The sequence below is a fragment of the Nitrospira sp. NS4 genome, assembly GCF_049546785.1.
Taxonomy (GTDB): Bacteria; Nitrospirota; Nitrospiria; order Nitrospirales; family Nitrospiraceae; genus Nitrospira_D.
On the sequence record NZ_JBMWAN010000001.1, the window covers coordinates 607,416 to 620,835 of the forward strand.

Below are 13,420 nucleotides of genomic sequence, written 5' to 3' on the forward strand. Positions count from 1 at the left end.
GTACTCCCGTCAGTCATGGTGAGCGAACCATCGCTTGACCTCGTGGAATCCGGGATTCGGATCTGAGAGCCGGAAGACCTCGTGGTACGTATCTTTCTCCCACAGTTTCATGAAACGGAAAATGGAAGTCAGTTTTCCTGCATGGCCGGGAGGAAGATGGAGTTCATTGTCATGTTTGAAAAGCCGCATTAATAATGCATCGAGATCGCCCATAAACCATCGACTTCGCACCCCGACTCGATAGGTGTCGATCGGCTTCATCGGCGCATCTGACAATGTCTGAACCAGAAGATCGGGGAAATCCACCCCGGCATCGATCGCCAATTGCAACGATCCCCAAAACCGCCCGTTAATCTCCATCAACTTCAAGGTCTGATCGGCCTCATCCTGCTTAAATTCCACCATCGCCACCCCTTCCCACCCCAACTCATCGAGCAACATCTGGGCATAGCGCCTGGCTTGAGGAGAAACCGGAGCACTCTCACACAGCACGCTCACGCCCCCGGAGGGAGGCTTTTCACGGAGTCGCCGATGACTGAACTGCGCCACCAGGTTGCCGCGCTGATAGCACATGAACACCCCGACGCCGGGCCCCACAACCCGCTGCTGCAGCAGAATCGGATATTCGCTCGGGTCCTTGGCCGCAAGAATCGCTTCAAGTTCACGCTCATTTTCAGCGTACGTCACGGACGTCGATCGCCACCTGCCGTTGATCGCAATGCGGGACCGGTGCGGTTTGACAACAACCGGAAAGCGGAGTCCATCCGGCCACCGAAGCCGCTCGCCGGGCCGCGCCAGGACGACACCCGTTGGAATGGGAATGGACAACTTTTCTGCAAGTGCCAGCACCTCCACCTTATTTGCCGCCCGGTTGAAGGTGGCAGCCGCTGGAAGCGGGACCCGGCTATGCCGTTCCACCTCGGCCCTTCTCTGAACGACCAGCGCCGTCGTGACTTCCGTAACCGGCAGCACCACATCAATGCCCCGCTCACGGACCGTCCGAAGAAGAGTCTCCACGAACCCGGCACTGTCCCGTGCCGGGTCGGGGTACGTGAAACTCTCGTGACAATAGCGCGACGCCTGGGCCAGGGACGGCTGGGTCTTTGCCCCGACGATCACCCAATGGCCTTTGCTCCCCAGCGAGCGAGTAATCGCCAGCGCCGGCCTCGTCTCACCATCGGTAACAAGAATTTTCAAAACAGCCCCACAACCCGTGCCAAAAACATTGGCATACTCTCTGTCGCAGCTTGGCAGATATTGACCCGTCGAATAGTGAACGGATCGTCCTCGCAGCTCACGCTCCCGCCCTTAGCCAAAAAAGCCAATCGGAATCCCGCTGCCCTGACCGACTCGGCCACCTGAGGTGTCCAATACCCTCTTGGGTAACTAAATGTAGGGAACATTCCCTTACAGCGAACATCGAACACCTCTTTTGACATCCGTATATCTTCCCGAGCCTCTTCAATTGGCATCTCACTGAGTAGACGATGCTCCGAACCGTGCCCCCCGAATGCGATTCCATGCCGCGACATCTCGGCAATCTGCTCCCAATTCATGAAACTGTCCGTCCCCTCCACATCGCCATTCTCGACACCGAATTCGCTTCTCAAGTTAGCCAATGCTGTGTCCACTAAAGAAGGAGTCAACCCCGCTCTATTCCGGCTGATCGTCTCTATAATTCGGGACCGCGGATCGCTATCGTTCAGATCCAACACCTCCGCGAGACCGATAGGATCCAGCGCCTCGCGAATTCTCACTTCCCTTGCCGGCTCCCTTCTCACCGTCCTCACGGCAAGCACCAGGAGATGCACGAGAGCCTCTTGCCAAAAGAGCCGGTTCCTGCCGATGAAGTTGACCGGAAGAAACACCAGCGCCGGCAATTCATACCGCCGCAGAACCGGCAGCGCATTAGTAAAGTTGTCCTGCCACCCGTCGTCGAATGTGATCAGGCAGGATGAACTTTCAAACGGGCTTTTCCGCTCCATCCGGTCGGCAAATTCCTCAATCGAGAGAACCTTGAATCGCCGCTTCACAACCGCCATCTGTTCAGCGAATGTCTCGCAATCAACCATAATTGCCGGGTGCGAGCCGCTTCGGCACATTTGCTCCGGCGTCAAGACGCGATGATACATAAGAATTACCGCTCTCCGGCGCAAGACGACGAACTGCCAGAGCTGAAGCAACCCCACCGCATAGAGCATGTGCGATACGGCATACTTGATCGCATGTTTCATCCTGCCACCCGCCATCATCGTGCTTGCCCTTCCATCTGATCCAACGCGACTCTTGCGGATTGCCCCCAGCGGTCGGACGAATTTCGCCCGATCTGACGTTTCAGATGTTCGACTGCACGATCCCACCTGCCTGCCTCGCGATACGCCACCCCCAGATGGAGATCGATGCAGTACATATTCGGCTTCAACGTCTTCGCCCTCTCCAGCAGCGGGAGCCCCTCGCGAGCCCGGCCCGCCTTGACCAACACCCACCCATAGGTGTCCATAATATCCGGGTTGTCCGAATCCATTGCGAACGCCCGAGCCGCATATTGCTCCGCCTCGACCGGATTCGCGTCCAGGAACTCAATGTCCAGCCATGCAATCGTGTTGTATATTTCCGGGGACTGAAAACCGCTGTCCAAGGCCAGCATGTATTCGGCCCTGGCTCGCTGATAGTCATGCTCCCGTTCGTACACCATTCCACGGTTGAAATGTTTGAGATCATGGTATGTTTTGGCAGTCACCGCAACAACCGGCACGAGCAGGAGCGCCACAATAGATATAGATGTGGCCCGCCTCATTCCAAGCCGCCCTATATTGACACAAGTCAACCCGATGAGAATTCCCGCCGCATCCGCCACCAAATCCCCGTACTCAGCCGTCCGCCCCCGGCCAAGAATAGCCTGCTGCGCTTCGTCCACAACCGCAATGAGAAGGGATAGCACCGCTGCCGCGGTCAATTTCCCCCGGTCGGTGGCAGGCCAGGGCCGACTGCGCCACACGCCATACACAATGGCAAATACCGCAATGAAGGCGAAACAATGAGTCGGTTTATCCAGTCCGGGAAACTGCAACCAGACCTTCGACAGTTTTCCTGCCATGACGTTCGGCAATACCAACAGCACTGCCAGGATAAGGAGGCCCATCCACCACGGGATTCCCAGTCTTATGCGATCAGCGATCGCGCTTACCCCCAGCCGGCAACGACCGGCTCCTGCCCCCTTGCAGAACCGGGCACTGATCTGGTCATGCCGAAACATCTGCACGCTTCCAAAACGCGATATTCCCAAGAGTTTGGTGCGCTCGCTTCATGAGAAAATATTGGAGATCTCCGCAGAGGCTCAGGAAACCCGGGACAGACATCGGGTACAGCACCAAGGAGGTTAACTCATGGCGACTGCGCGGCCATATCGCCTGCCACGGCTCCTCTGACCCGAGAAACTCATACCCCTTAAGTCCCTGCTCGAATGCGTACCGGATTGTCTCCATCGTCAGTTGAATCCCCGGTGAGCATGGGGCCCATTGCTCGTCATATCCGATTTTAAGGACCCACAACCGTTGCCCGTACTCGATCCCGAGAATCGTGGCAATCGGACTCCCGTTCACCTCCAGGAAACAGACCAGCAGTGTCCCGCTTTCACACGCCATCTCACTGTACCGGGTAAAGAATCGTCGAACACGTTCGTTGGAGAGCAACGAAGAGCCTGAGCGTCCTTTCCACCCGGCCCCCTCGACTCTGAAAACCTGTTCGAGGATCACGGAAAGACCCTCTCGGGAACGGGGACGCGCGACCCTCATGGTCACCTGCCCCGACCGTTCTGCAAGCTTACGCTGGTACCGATACCGTTTCCGACGAGACCCTGAGATTGCTTGAAAGTAGTCCTCCCAGCTCCCGCTGACATTGACGTACGCAGCACTTGCAGTCCTTCTACCTAGCACAACTCCCCTACGCCGAACCAGCTCTCTGAATGTGGTTTCAATTGGTGAATCGAGGGGTATTCTAGCCAGGACCATCGGCATACGAAGGGCGATAATCTTGCTGACTAGGCACCGAAGCGACTCAACGCCATCGTAGAGAAACCCGGTCGGTTCATAGAGCACCGATACCCCGAGCACCTCCAGCCGCTCAACTCCGTCGCGCCTGGCCACAACGAGCGGCGCCACAGCGCATAGCACCCCTTTCGATCGCACGACCACAACGCGAAGATCGGACTCGCTACAAAGCGTCTGCGCACATGCCAGAAACCAGTTGGCGCCAAGCAGTGGACTCTCAAACCGTAGCGCAAGCTTCTCCCAATCGGGCACCACAGATCGGATTTCGTCAAACCGCGTAAGAACCTCTGCATCGTAGCAATGTGCGTCCATCTTACCGCCAGCGCACAGGTTACGGGAGACCGGGCTTTAGATCCCGCGGGTTGACATACTCCAGCTGTCCACCTCGGTCCCCGCGAACAATCGCTTTGACTCTTCGATACAGACCATACGCAATCCCTCTGGCTGAAGGAGCATACAGGACGAGAGCCTGATGCCAGCGCATCTCATCGGTCCACTGGCGCTCCCACTCATACGGCTCGCCGGGAAAATCAAACTGTTTCACGCCCCGTCCAATGAGTTCCTCCAGGAGTTTTGCCCTGAGCAGCGTCGCGGGGCTCAAGGGACGTTCCGCGTAGTCATAGCTTGTCTTCAGGTAAAAATACGTATCATTCAATATAAGGCCGAGATTATAGGCAACCGGCCGACCATCGAGATACAAGAATCCCAAATGAAGCCAGCCTTTCTGGGACGCCACGGCACACAGATGCCGGTAAAAGGTTGTTTGACGAGAAACGGCGGAAATGGATGTCCCGTGGGCCTGTTTCCACGAACGATGTTCGATGGACAGGAGGGTATCATAGGCCTCCTCGATGCCGGGGAAATCGTCCTGCGCCCTGATCTCCACACGCCCTCGACTCATCAGTTTTCGTTCAATCCGCTTCAGCGCATTCCGGAAACTTCCAGACCGTCGGCGAAGATAACCGTCAAACGTGCCGTCCAATGTCAAGAAAAACGACGGCTGCACTCTGGCACACTCATACCGACTCCGACGCCGGCGCACAAGCTCGCACAAGAGCCCGCCAAGCGGGCGAGCCTCGAGAAGCCGCGTCATGCTGAACACGTCCCAACCCAGGTCCGGTCGATACAGCGTATCAACAACGGCAGCCAGAACAGGTTCCGAAACTTCTTCAAGCAACACGTCGCTATGGGTGTTGGATAACTCCGAAACCGGGAAGGCGGCGATCAACCTATGTCCAAGCTTTTTCATCGGCCGCAACACCAACGGCATGATTCCAATAACGGCACCGCCTCGTTTCAGAATGATGGTCGCGATGCTATCACTCTCCTGGACATGAGATTCCATTAATGCCGCCGTCCATTCGAAGGATACCGAGGGCTCGTAATTCCCTCGCTCCATGAGCCGGTCCCAGTCCGCTCTCAACCGGCCGAGAATAGCTCGCCCATGGATAATTTCCGCCTCCACCATTTAGACGCCCGCACACATTCGCTGCACCAACCGATGCAGTTTCATCACTACCCGACGAAATATGCCGGGCACAAACGTCAGAAGCCAGAAGCCTTGAACCGGAAGGCCATAACGAGCGCTCGCAAGAAACTGTTGCCGCGCTTCTGCGTCATGCCCCGGGTGACACATCAGCGCGACTCCGAGAGCCCGATGGAGCTTTCCCATTGTGGCATCGATTGCCGCCTTGTGTCGCAGATAATAGTGATGATCCTGAACCCCATGACGCTCCACAACCCGAAGCAATTGACGCTGCTTCTCGACAAACACTGCCGCCCCACCATCCCCGTGGGTAGTCGAAATCTGACCGGCGTGATACCGAAGATGGTATGTCGGCAGATCGACAAATGCGATGGGATATCGTTTTGCTATTCGAAGGACAAACTCATATTCCTCAAATAAGGGGAAGCTCTCGTCTTGCCCCCCGACCATATCAAGCACGGAACGACGCACCATCAACGAGTTGGTAAATACAAACAGTACCTTCAGGTACCGATCGAAGATCTGCCCGATATAAATCTTCCGGTCTGACCATGGAGAACAGTCGAGTCCGGCCTCTCTCAACGACACGACCTGCTCGAAATAGTGGCCGTACGTCTCGCCATTGCGAAACGCGGCGCTGTGATATGTTTTGAGATGAAACTCCTCTTCTACTCCGTCGCCAAATCCGGAGAACTCGGAATACACCATACCGACATCTGGAAATTTCTCCAGAATCTGAACCTGCAACGCAAGCTTGTGCGGGAGGTACCGATCGTCGGAATCCAGGAATGCCACATATTTTCCCCTGGCGACTTTCATCCCCGCATTTCTTGCATGCGGCGCACCACCATGGTTCGTCTTGAGGATTGCAATGTTCGACTGATACGGCCCAAGACGTTCAAGCGTGTCATCAGTCGAACCATCATCGACGACAATGACTTCGAAACTTTGATAGGTTTGGGCAAGAACGCTTTCAACTGCCTCGACAATGAAGGAACCTCGGTTATAAGTAGGGATAATCACACTGACATCGACCGGGCCGGATTGCCTGCCGCTCTGACTCATGTTCACAAGAGCCTTTTCTTTGCAGCACTCAGCGTCTGCGTCGACCAGGCCAGATAATAGCGGGCAGGATCTCGAAAGATCTCAAGACTGACAGTCTTTCGCACATGATTGCTGAACCGACTTTTGAACGGCTCGTCCCCGATTGTAAAGTCGAATTCCTCCCGTTTGTGGTCCAGGGCATACCCGATCAAATACCGGAGCAACACAAGGCCCGGCGAATGTTTTGCGTGAGCCCTGTCGAACGAGGGTTTGTACCACAAGACCCTGCCGTTGTAGTCAAATCCAAAATGCATGGCCAGTGGCCGGTCGTCGAACTCGACCACGGAAAGCAGAACCCATCCTTTGTCGGCCATGGCACGGGCCAGCTCCCGATAGAACGTCCGGTTGGAGTCCTTGAGAAAGAGACTGGGAGTCCCACTATCCGCCCATCGCATGACATGCTGATCAAACAACCCATCCAGATGCGGCAGGACTGCCGCACCGGTCAGATGCGTGATCGTGAGGCGTCCATTGCGCTCAAAGTAATTCTGGCGCCGGCGTAAACCGGGCTTATTGAAAACCCTCAGCGCTTCATCTTCGTGTCCGCTGATCAGCAGAGTGGGACTCTGATAGAGCGTCCGCTGTAGGGTACGATAGCCCGCACGGAGAGAGACCTCTTGCACCAGCTCAACGGTTGACGATCCAGCAGGAATATTATTCAGCTCAATGACATCCCATCGATCACGTGCCGCAAACAATGCATTACACATTGCTTCCAGCACCCTACCTCTGTCCCCTGTCGTCAGGAAATCACAATAATCGGCCTTCCCGTCCCCCAGAAACATGACGCGCCGCTCGCCACGGAATCCTTGCTTCACCATGAGGGGGGCCACCCCTACAACCCCTGCAGGCTCCCCCGCGGAGATAAACCATGGCTCATACTGGTCCCCAAACACCTTCTCCCAACTCGACACCCACTGATACGTCTGGAATATGCTGTTGGTCGCACTTCCGGCCGCCAAATCATTCCAGGCTTTTTGATCAAGCCCGAGCGCATCGATCGTTGAGCAGAATCTCGCGGGAATCATTTGGAAAAAGGGACCTCGCCTTCACGCCCTCAGCACATCTGCGACCGCTTCGACAATCCGATCCTGATCCCGTACGGTGACATACCCATGCGTCGGAAGAGTCATGATGCGTCTGGCCACCTCCCTCCCCTGGTTTCCCGATCATCGCTCTGAAGATGGCCACGCAATTCAGGCACATCGCTGATCGCCGTCGGATATGACGCCGTAGCGCCAATGCCATGTGCACGGAGTGCCGCCAGCACCACATCCCTGTATTCGGGGTCCACCAGGACCGGGAAACGAAGATACGCAGGCTCCGCCCCAGGCCTGGGCGGGACGGATTCAAGCTTCGGTCCCCATGGCAACATGCGGTTCAACCGATCGGCATTCGCACGGCGCTGCGCAGTGATGGCATCCAGACGAGCGAACAGCCGACACCCCACCGGCGCCATCCAGGCATCGTATTGTGCCAACGGATAATCCGTACGATAGGCGGTGGTTCCCAGCCCGAGAAACGGGAGCGAATTAGGCAGCCAATAGCCCCGCGGGTGCAGCAGCGCGGCATAGACCATCAACTTGGCCAGATGGGTCGCGGATTCAACCATTGTGCACGACGGGAGAACACGAACTTGCTCCGTGATCGCCTCTGCGACGCGCTCGGAACTCGTCACGAGCACGCCGCCGTCGATCGACGTCACGTTCTTCCCTTTATCGAAGCTATAGAGGCCGACATCCCCCCAGGTGCCGGACGGTCGCCCCCCGATCGATCCGCCAAGACACTGAGCCGCATCGTCCACCACATACACGCCACGCTCACGCGCCCACCGGGTAATCGACGGGAGATCGCTCGGCAGCCCGTACAGATTCGTGGCGACAACCGCCAACACTCGCGACCCGTCAAGCCGCTCAAGCGCGCCAGGCGCAAAATCCAGCGTCATTGGATCGACGTCGGCGAGACGCACCTTCAACCCGGCTTTTACGACGGAAGACGGCACCGAGAAACATGTGTATGAGGGAATGACCACCTCATCACGTCCTCCGCCGTCCAGCGTCTTCAGCGCAAGAAGAGCCAACGTCAACGCGGCACGACCGGTGGAGACGAAGTCACAATATCGCACGCCCGCGCGCATACGAACGTCTTCCTTAAATCGCTGCAGCGTGTCAGCCCGGGTTAAGGCCTGTGCGACACTGCACAAGACGTCGGCGAGGCCTAGCGGTGTGCCGGCCGGCGGGACAAATCGCAACGCATCCATCATACGCCCGGTCCTTTCGGCCGGCCGACCACGCCCCACACATGCGCGCCGCATGTCGCCGTCATGGAATCCCCTTGGCCACGACCGGCCCAATCACGCGGGTCAGCGGCAACGGAAGCATCCTCCAGACACTCATGGCCAACTGGAATTTTGGATTACCGACATTCAGTTGAGGTATAGGCCGACCGCTCTGGACGATGTACTGCCAATAGAGTTGCGTCGGATACGTATTCCACTTTTTCTTAAAGGCCTCGCCGCCGGAATCAACCGTCGACCGGCCGAGATGATACAATTGAAAACCTCGTTCGCAGGCATCCTTCATCATCTCCCAATAGAGCACGTAACTCGACTCCACCTCCCGGGCTTTCGGCAAGGCGCCCAGCCACATCCCTTCGACAACGCCATGAAAATGTCCATTGAGGGCAGAGGACACGGGAACCCCGTCATGATCGAGGACGAAAATCCTGGTCTCTTGAGGAAAGGTCTTCATCAGACACTCGAAATACTCCTTCTGATACAAGGGCGTCCCCAAATTGCGCCAGCTTTCGCTCAGAATGTCGTAGAACGTATCAAGGAGTTCGATCCCCCCGCTCCGAACACTCAGGCCTCGCTTGTATGCCCGGCGGATATTGTTCCGATGACCCGTCTTAAAGGCATTCCACAACGTATCGGGGTTCTTGTCGAGGGTCAGCGTGATGCTGACCTTGTGTTCGGACGTTGGGAGATCACCTCCCAGCTTCCGCTGGCTGCGAATTTCAAGATAATCGAACCGGTGTCGCTCGACGATTGCTCCGGCTTCATTGAGGAGCAGCTGTTCTATCTCCGCCTCGTCGGCACAAGGCCCCCCGTAGTTCACAAACGGGAGGGAGCACAGAATGTTCCCAAATATTCTGCTCTTCAGAGACACGAGCGGAAACACGCCTCTGATCCGCCCTTCGTCCACCGCCGCCAGATAAAAGGTCTGGTGTCCAAAAGACGCTTCATTCACCCGCTTCCAGCCGAATAAATGGTAAAACGAGGCCTGCTCATGGTGAGACAGATACTCGTCCCAGGCCTGCGCATAACTCTCGTCGCAATGGATAATGTTCATCGTGAATGTCCTTGCCTCTCTCCTGATGATCCAGACGCTGCCCCCGTCACACTCAGACACGCCAACAATCGCCCTGCTATACGCTCAGCGGCTTGCCGGCTTAAGTGGCCCCCGTCATGGGTATACTCAGACACAAGATTCGGAACCTGCTCGCCGCGATAATGCACATAGGACGGCGTCCCGTCCGGAAACGTCGCTTCGGCCTCGGCAAGATCAAAGAACCGCCCGGACCTTCCATATCCTCCGCGCAATAACTGGTTGAACGCATGACGGCGGGCTTGATCCTCCCGCTCCCGGTCAAAACTTCCGCTCTTTTCACGCAGCCATCCCAGCACGCCCCTACCGACCCGCCTGAGCGGCACGGTAACGTGCAGAAACATCACCTTCGGATAGTGCTCGCTGAGGGAATCCATCACGCCTTGATATGCGTCGAACAGTCCATTGACATCGGTCTGAGCCGTGATATCGACGTAACAAAACTTAAACAATGCGATATCAACCCGTTTCCCCACCCCGGAGTCGATCACATGGGCAAAGGCCCGGCATTTCGAAACCGGATCGCCGTTCCTCCCTACTCGAAAATGAGCGAACACCGGGCGCCGGAAGATCTCCGGGTCGCTGCTCTCAACGATGTCGAGGCGCCGGCCGCTCAGTCCTGAAAGCGCGTTCATCACGTCTGCTCCGACCGACTGGTGGCCGAAACACACCCGTTTCCGTGCAAGTTGCTCCCAGGACACAGTCATAGCTCAAGCAAACCGTACATCTTTCATGGCGCCTCGCTCACCCGAGAGCAGGAGGTTCATTCAGCGGGATTTGGGAGATAGTGATCGAGCGCGGGGTAGAGCGTTGAAATAAATTCCGTGAGCATCGCCATTGCCTGCTCCTTCCCTGCCTGATCTTCGGACGAAAGGTTGGCTGCCACCCGCACCAGCGCCCCGTTGGTGCGCCCATGCAACAAGGCGTCAACAACCGTGTTGAACTTCGCCAGATGCCGCCCGGCTACTATGCGCCCATTGAGGTCATACCAGAAGAGAACCATCTGCGCTTTATCTCCCTCTTGCCGAAACACCCGGTTCACTTCTACGTCGCCCCGCTGCCCAAGATGCGCCTTGACCTTCACGGCACTTGCATGAAGCTTGGCCGTGCCGGCGCTGACCAACTCCTTCCCCTGCGTTTGCGCCTCAAAATACCAGATAGACAGATACACTTCCTCTCCGGTCGCCGCCCGGTATACTCGAGAGAGACTCCGGTCAGCACCGTGGTGTTTTTCAGCAAACGGCACATCTCTTCCGTTCCAACCCGTGCTCTCCAAAGACAACTCACCCAGATTCTGCCTCAGCGGGACCGGCTGAGACCGATCGACGTACCGAAGCGCTCCGACGAGCACGAGGACAAGGGTGAGAATCGTCCAGGAAGCCCGGACGTGCTCCCACCCGATATTCCACATCCTCCCTGAACCGGCAGACGCGACCGGTTTCGAGCCGCTGTCTTGCTGTCCTCGTGACAGCACCCACAATCCTCCGAAGATCATCACATAGCCGATCAACGAGACAAAGATTCCATGCAGGGTGTGGTAGGGACCATGCAGGTCGCCGCTCAAGTCATAGTAGGCGAGTGCCCCGATGAGGGCCACACGCAAGCTGTTGGCCAACGCCGACACAGCCATTGCCAGCAAGACAAGGAGGATCCGTTTCCGCACATCGGTCAGGACAATCGTTGCCAGAGGAATCGAGGTCGCCAGCACGGCAATCAGATAGTTGACGCCGCTGCATGAACGGGCGACCTCAAGAGTAATGTTGGGGAGGTAGATAAAGACACCGTCCTGAAAGACGGGAATACCCGCGGCACGCAGGAGCATCACCCCCGCATTTGCGGAGAACGCCTGGAAAGGAAAATGAAGGGGATCGGTCACGACCTCCCAGATTGGGAGCATGAACCATAAAAACGTCAGTGGAAGCCACACGGCTTTGAGAACCGCTTTCCCGAACAGAAACACAATCATGCCCGTCAGAGTGATCAGGAGAGAAATCTGTTGAAATGCCTGAACACCGCCTGCCTGACCGACCACAAGGGCCAGGAGCCCCGCCGCCATGAGGATAGCCCCGCCCGCGTAGTGCGGTCGAGGCATGATCGCCAGCACTTGGTCTCGCCTGATCCACACAAGATAGGCGCTCACGACCGGAATCAAAAAAGCGTACGAATAAAAAGAAATGTTCCACCACTGCCCCACCATGCCGACCAGAACCGGTGCATAGCAAAAGAGGAGTGCAATGAGCACACACGCCCCTAGAGCCCAGACCCGGCGGTCGGGACCCCCTGGATCCGGAGCTGGTCGGCCCACCATAGAAAGAGTTGAGGGCTTCATCGCAGGCGAGAGATCCCTAGGAACATGGGCTGCTTTTACCGATCGCTTCGATGAGCAACGGCTCCATATGCAAATACCGCGCAACCGACCGCTTGGCATCAATGTCGCGGTAAACCCGTTCGACCTGTGTCTCCGTCAAGCCGATCGCCCCGGCCACCGCTCCGGCCGGAATCTGCCGGTCCTTTGCATAGAGGCAAAGATCCATCTTGTCGTACGGCAGCGAAAAATAGAACTCCTCCTGCGACTGCGCCAGTGAATAGGTATCGGTGGTCGGAAGGCGGCCCAGAATTTCGTCCGGAACGCCGAGAAACCGCGCCATCTCGTACACCTGAGATTTGTACAAGTGTGCGATGGGTTTGATGTCCGCCGACCCGTCGCCATTTTTCACAAAAAACCCCTGATCGTACTCAAGACGATTGGGAGTACCAGCCACCGCGTACAGAAAGCGATCGGCGTAGTAATACTCCATCATCTTTCTCGTACGCTGTTTGAAGTTTGTCGCGGCAACCAGCGCCAGAAATGCATCGGCTGTCAGGCGCACCTTCGTCTGCTTCCCGCTCGGGTCCTCCACCACCACATATGAGATTCTGAACTCCGTGCTTTCGAGAGAGGACAGGACCAGCTTGGATTTGTAACCCGCATGATACGCCGGCACCACGGCTCGAATCGCCTCGTCGCGCCGGCGATAACAGTCTGCCCCCTGGAGGATGCCCGAGATATCCTCCTTGAACGTTCTGATCCCGAGCTTCTTCGCAAGCAATTGCCCCAGGCGCAGGCTCTCGTCCGAGGAATCGGATTCCGGCATAAAGATCCCTATCACACGATCCGCTCCCAAGGCATGGACGGAAAGAGCCGCGACGGCACTGCTGTCGATGCCGCCCGATAACCCCACCACAACTCCTTTGCGTCTGAGCTGCTTGAATACCCCCTCGCGAATGAACGCGCCGATCCGATCCGCCTCTTTTCCCGCGTCAAGCTTCAGCTGATCGGCCGAAAATACATCTTGTTCCTTGTTCATCATCAACCTCCTCGAAAACTCCCGTTGCAATTCAAAGCACACGTTCAC

General features: G+C 56.9%; 12 protein-coding genes. All 12 read right to left on the reverse strand.

Translation table 11 applies throughout. The features are described 5' to 3' along the window. Positions 1-9: 9 nt before the first annotated feature. The 12 genes from ACO9S2_RS02620 to nadE all read right to left on the reverse strand — a co-directional run bounded on the left by ACO9S2_RS02620 (position 10) and on the right by nadE (position 13,372). The gene (locus ACO9S2_RS02620; RefSeq protein WP_423720281.1) at positions 10-1,197 is read right to left on the reverse strand and encodes an ATP-grasp domain-containing protein; all 1,188 of its coding nucleotides are present in this window, start codon (positions 1,195-1,197) and stop codon (positions 10-12) included. Then, positions 1,194-2,234: a polysaccharide deacetylase family protein gene (locus ACO9S2_RS02625; protein WP_423720282.1), complete on the reverse strand. Its 1,041-nt coding sequence runs from the start codon at positions 2,232-2,234 to the stop codon at positions 1,194-1,196. The genes ACO9S2_RS02620 and ACO9S2_RS02625 overlap by 4 nt, the downstream gene beginning before the upstream one ends. A 14-nt stretch (positions 2,235-2,248) precedes the next feature. Beyond that, positions 2,249-3,142, reverse strand: a complete 894-nt coding sequence (locus ACO9S2_RS02630) for a VanZ family protein (RefSeq protein ID WP_423720283.1) — start codon at positions 3,140-3,142, stop codon at positions 2,249-2,251. A 100-nt stretch (positions 3,143-3,242) separates the two neighbouring features. Next, positions 3,243-4,160 carry a GNAT family N-acetyltransferase gene (locus ACO9S2_RS02635; protein WP_423720284.1) on the reverse strand — a complete coding sequence of 306 codons (918 nt, stop codon included), beginning with the start codon at positions 4,158-4,160 and terminating at the stop codon, positions 3,243-3,245. 220 nt (positions 4,161-4,380) lie between these two features. Then, on the reverse strand, positions 4,381-5,394 hold the full coding sequence (locus ACO9S2_RS02640; RefSeq protein WP_423720286.1) for a GNAT family N-acetyltransferase: 1,014 nt from the start codon (positions 5,392-5,394) through the stop codon (positions 4,381-4,383). A 123-nt stretch (positions 5,395-5,517) separates the two neighbouring features. After that, complete coding sequence (locus ACO9S2_RS02645) at positions 5,518-6,600, reverse strand: glycosyltransferase family 2 protein (RefSeq protein ID WP_423720701.1); 1,083 nt, start codon at positions 6,598-6,600, stop codon at positions 5,518-5,520. A gap of 2 nt (positions 6,601-6,602) precedes the next feature. Beyond that, positions 6,603-7,667, reverse strand: a complete 1,065-nt coding sequence (locus ACO9S2_RS02650) for a GNAT family N-acetyltransferase (RefSeq protein ID WP_423720287.1) — start codon at positions 7,665-7,667, stop codon at positions 6,603-6,605. A gap of 101 nt (positions 7,668-7,768) precedes the next feature. Beyond that, positions 7,769-8,902, reverse strand: a complete 1,134-nt coding sequence (locus ACO9S2_RS02655) for a DegT/DnrJ/EryC1/StrS family aminotransferase (protein WP_423720289.1) — start codon at positions 8,900-8,902, stop codon at positions 7,769-7,771. A gap of 58 nt (positions 8,903-8,960) precedes the next feature. Continuing rightward, positions 8,961-9,989, reverse strand: coding sequence for a FemAB family XrtA/PEP-CTERM system-associated protein (locus ACO9S2_RS02660; RefSeq protein ID WP_423720290.1), 1,029 nt, complete (start codon positions 9,987-9,989; stop codon positions 8,961-8,963). After that, positions 9,986-10,660 carry a hypothetical protein gene (locus tag ACO9S2_RS02665; RefSeq protein WP_423720291.1) on the reverse strand — a complete coding sequence of 225 codons (675 nt, stop codon included), beginning with the start codon at positions 10,658-10,660 and terminating at the stop codon, positions 9,986-9,988. Before ACO9S2_RS02665 ends, ACO9S2_RS02660 begins: the two co-directional genes overlap by 4 nt. A 128-nt stretch (positions 10,661-10,788) precedes the next feature. After that, positions 10,789-12,453, reverse strand: coding sequence for an exosortase W (xrtW, locus tag ACO9S2_RS02670; RefSeq protein WP_423720293.1), 1,665 nt, complete (start codon positions 12,451-12,453; stop codon positions 10,789-10,791). Further along, on the reverse strand, positions 12,371-13,372 hold the full coding sequence (gene nadE / locus ACO9S2_RS02675) for an NAD(+) synthase (RefSeq protein ID WP_423720294.1): 1,002 nt from the start codon (positions 13,370-13,372) through the stop codon (positions 12,371-12,373). The genes xrtW and nadE overlap by 83 nt, the downstream gene beginning before the upstream one ends. Positions 13,373-13,420: the final 48 nt, after the last annotated feature.

What these genes read in the sequence shown, in the direction of transcription:
- nadE (WP_423720294.1), bottom strand. Translation starts at nt 13,372, where the DNA reads ATGAACAAGGAACAAGATGTATTTTCGGCCGATCAGCTGAAGCTTGAC.
- ACO9S2_RS02655 (WP_423720289.1), bottom strand. Translation starts at nt 8,902, where the DNA reads ATGATGGATGCGTTGCGATTTGTCCCGCCGGCCGGCACACCGCTAGGC.
- ACO9S2_RS02645 (WP_423720701.1), bottom strand. Translation starts at nt 6,600, where the DNA reads ATGAGTCAGAGCGGCAGGCAATCCGGCCCGGTCGATGTCAGTGTGATT.
- ACO9S2_RS02625 (WP_423720282.1), bottom strand. Translation starts at nt 2,234, where the DNA reads ATGAAACATGCGATCAAGTATGCCGTATCGCACATGCTCTATGCGGTG.
- ACO9S2_RS02665 (WP_423720291.1), bottom strand. Translation starts at nt 10,660, where the DNA reads ATGAACGCGCTTTCAGGACTGAGCGGCCGGCGCCTCGACATCGTTGAG.
- ACO9S2_RS02640 (WP_423720286.1), bottom strand. Translation starts at nt 5,394, where the DNA reads ATGGAATCTCATGTCCAGGAGAGTGATAGCATCGCGACCATCATTCTG.
- ACO9S2_RS02660 (WP_423720290.1), bottom strand. Translation starts at nt 9,989, where the DNA reads ATGAACATTATCCATTGCGACGAGAGTTATGCGCAGGCCTGGGACGAG.
- xrtW (WP_423720293.1), bottom strand. Translation starts at nt 12,453, where the DNA reads ATGCCAAGCGGTCGGTTGCGCGGTATTTGCATATGGAGCCGTTGCTCA.
- ACO9S2_RS02650 (WP_423720287.1), bottom strand. Translation starts at nt 7,667, where the DNA reads ATGATTCCCGCGAGATTCTGCTCAACGATCGATGCGCTCGGGCTTGAT.
- ACO9S2_RS02630 (WP_423720283.1), bottom strand. Translation starts at nt 3,142, where the DNA reads ATGGGCCTCCTTATCCTGGCAGTGCTGTTGGTATTGCCGAACGTCATG.